This window comes from Bacillota bacterium, assembly GCA_024655925.1.
Taxonomy (GTDB): Bacteria; Bacillota; DTU025; order DTU025; family JANLFS01; genus JANLFS01.
The window spans coordinates 1-2,748 of the sequence record JANLFS010000191.1 but is presented as its reverse complement, the minus strand read 5'-3'; the positions used below and the strand labels follow the sequence as shown (position 1 = coordinate 2,748).

The 2,748-nt window shown below is 60.5% G+C and carries 3 protein-coding genes; all 3 read left to right on the top strand.

The annotated features are described in order from the left end of the window. A partial coding sequence (locus tag NUW23_15870) for a Gfo/Idh/MocA family oxidoreductase (protein MCR4427632.1) occupies positions 1-585 on the top strand: 585 nt, incomplete at its 5' end. Positions 586-602: 17 nt separating this feature from the next. After that, positions 603-1,715: a TIM barrel protein gene (locus tag NUW23_15865; protein ID MCR4427631.1), complete on the top strand. Its 1,113-nt coding sequence runs from the start codon at positions 603-605 to the stop codon at positions 1,713-1,715. Between the two features lie 39 nt (positions 1,716-1,754). Next, positions 1,755-2,748 (top strand): mannitol-1-phosphate 5-dehydrogenase (locus tag NUW23_15860; GenBank protein MCR4427630.1); only part of this gene is annotated, 994 nt, incomplete at its 3' end.

The window sequence follows — 2,748 nt, the reverse complement described above, 5'->3', positions numbered from 1 at the left end:
TACTATATTCGCTCCGTATCCCTGCGCCGGCGAACCTTTCTGCGCGGACAGAAGACGTGGTTCACTGACAGGAAGTGTTCGGGTGGAGCGGCTCTCATCGATATGGGACCTCACATGGTTGATTTGGCTATGTGGCTGGCCGACGACTTCTCCCCGGTGCAGGTCAGTGGTGTCGTGCGAACGGCCCACATGGTCGATACCGACGTCGATGACTTTGCCTCGGCTCTGATCCGCCTGCGAGGAGGAGCGACCATCGCGCTCGAGTCTACGTGGGAGTCCTTCACCCGCCCTGCCCTCTCGGTGAGCGTGTTCGGTACCCAGGGCGGCGCTCTGGTGGACCTCACGCAACCGCCGGGGAAACGCCTGACGCTCTTCGGAGCTGATGGCAACACGCTGCTGGAGACCGTGCCGGTAGACATCCAGTTGCCGATCCCGGTGGAGACCTCTGTGCAAGAGCATTTCATTGATTGTCTCAGGACACACCGCCGCCCCGACAACTCGGCAGAACGGGGGCTGGCTGTAATGCGCGTGTTGGATGCGGTCTATCAGTCGAGTGCCACTGGGTGCGATGTGACCTTAGGCTGAAAGGAAAGGAGTCTGACATGGCGTTCACTGATCTGCGGTACCAGAAGGAGCGGCGCACCCCTGAGGAGTTGCTGCGCCACCTGGAGACTTTTGAGTTGGACCTGAAGGTGTCGGTCGGCATCTGGTACTTTACCCCGGGAGGGGGCCGCTTTCACGAGGCATATGTGGACCCAAAGTCGGTGCCAGAACGCCTCAAGATGGCGGCAGAGATGGCGCGCTATGGTGTAAAGGGGATCGAGGCTCACTATCCGCTGGAGGTGAATGAGGAGAACCTGCACCTCTACAAGCAGCTTGAGAAGGAAACCGGCATCCGGCTGTGTGGCGCCGGCCCGCACAACTTCTGGCATCGTGCGTTCGAGTTTGGTTCCCTCTCCAGCACCGATCCGACAGCTCGGCAAAGAGCGTACGATACGCTGGTTGGCAATCTGAAGCTCAACCGGGAGGCGGATGTCGACGTCTGCGGCGTGTGGCCCGGCATCGATGGGTACACCATCCCCTACGGTCACGTCTACTATGACATGTGGGATCGATTCGAGGAGGCCCTGGCCGCGGCCATGGATGAGGTTCCGGGCGTGCGTGTGGCTATCGAGCCAAAACCCTACGAGCCGGTACCCAACAACATCTACCGCACCTCTGCTGATGGGCTCATCCTCGCCCGGGACGTCGAGTCGCGCCTGAAGCATCCAGAGAATCGTCGTCTGCTGGCCGAGGGCCATGCACTGGTGGGCATGCAACCAGAGATCGGACACATCCGCATGGGTTTTGAGGATGTGCCGTATGTTTTCTGCCGCATCGCCCGTCAGGGACGTTTGGCTCACACTCACTGGAACAGCCAGCCATTGGGCAATTATGACCAAGACCTGAACGTAGGGGCCGTGGAGTGGCAACAGGCGGAAGCCGCTCTGTACGCCCTCAAGATGATAGGCTACCGGGGCTACTTTGGAATTGACATCAATCCCGAGCGTATGCACGTCCAGAAGGCCATCGAGATCAACACCACAGTCCTGCGGATTATGAACGATCGCATTAACGCATTGCCGCACGACCGCATCCTCGAGTGCTATTTCAACCCCAGGACGCACCGAGGAGATTTGGAGTTGATCCTGGCCGAGTCGATGGCCCGTCGTTAGGTCTGTCGTGGCAGGCCAGGGAGAACGAAAGCGCCGGACATGGTCAGAGGCAGAAGAAAAGCCGTCATCTTTGGAGCAGGAGCGTCAGGCCGGGGGCACATTGGGCATCTGGCATACGCTTCGGGCTACCAGTTGGTCTTTGTCGATGTGGACCGGTCGCTGGTAGAGGAACTGGAGAAGGCGGGCCGATACACGGTGCACTTGGTGGGCACCACGGAGCAAGATGTCACCATCACAGGCTATCGAGCGTACTCACTGCGTGATGAGGAGACCGTCGTTCGGGAGATTGCGGCCTGTGACTTGGTACTCACGGCCGTCACTGCGGAAGGGCTTCCGGGGGTTGTGCCATGTCTCTGTCGCGGGATCATGGCGCGCGCGGACTGCCCGACCGAAGCGCCCCTGAACGTTGTCGCCTGCGAGAACATGATCCGAGGCTCGAGTTCGTTGAGAGAGCAGGTGGTGGCGACCCTCGACCCGCGCTACCTTCCATACCTTCAAAACCACATCGGCTTCCCCGACGCTATGATCGCCCGTGTGGTGCCCGCGCCCACTGGGAACCGGATGCACATTGTGGCGGAGGACTATAACGAGTGGGTCGTCGATCGCAACAGCTGGCTCGGACCTCCCCCTGACATTCAGGGCCTTGAGTTGGTGGACAACCTGCAGGCCCGGCTGGAACGCAAGATCTACATCCACAATGCCGGGCATGCCGTCTGTGGCTACCTCGGTTATCTGCGTGGCCACCATCTCATGTGCGATGCCATCGCGGATCCTTGGATTAGAGAGATCGTTGACGGGGCCATGTCCGAGGCGGGCCAAGCGCTCATCCGTAGGTTCGGGTTTTCGCGCGCGAGCATCGATGCGTATCGCGCGGCATTCTTCCCTCGCGTGGCTGCCAGGCAGATTCCAGATCCAGTCGCCCGGGTGATCCGCTCACCGAAGCGGAAGCTTGGCCGGAAGGAGCGCTTGCTCGGTCCTGCCTGTATGGCCATCGACTATGGGCTTGCATGCGGCAACTTGGCGATGGGCATCG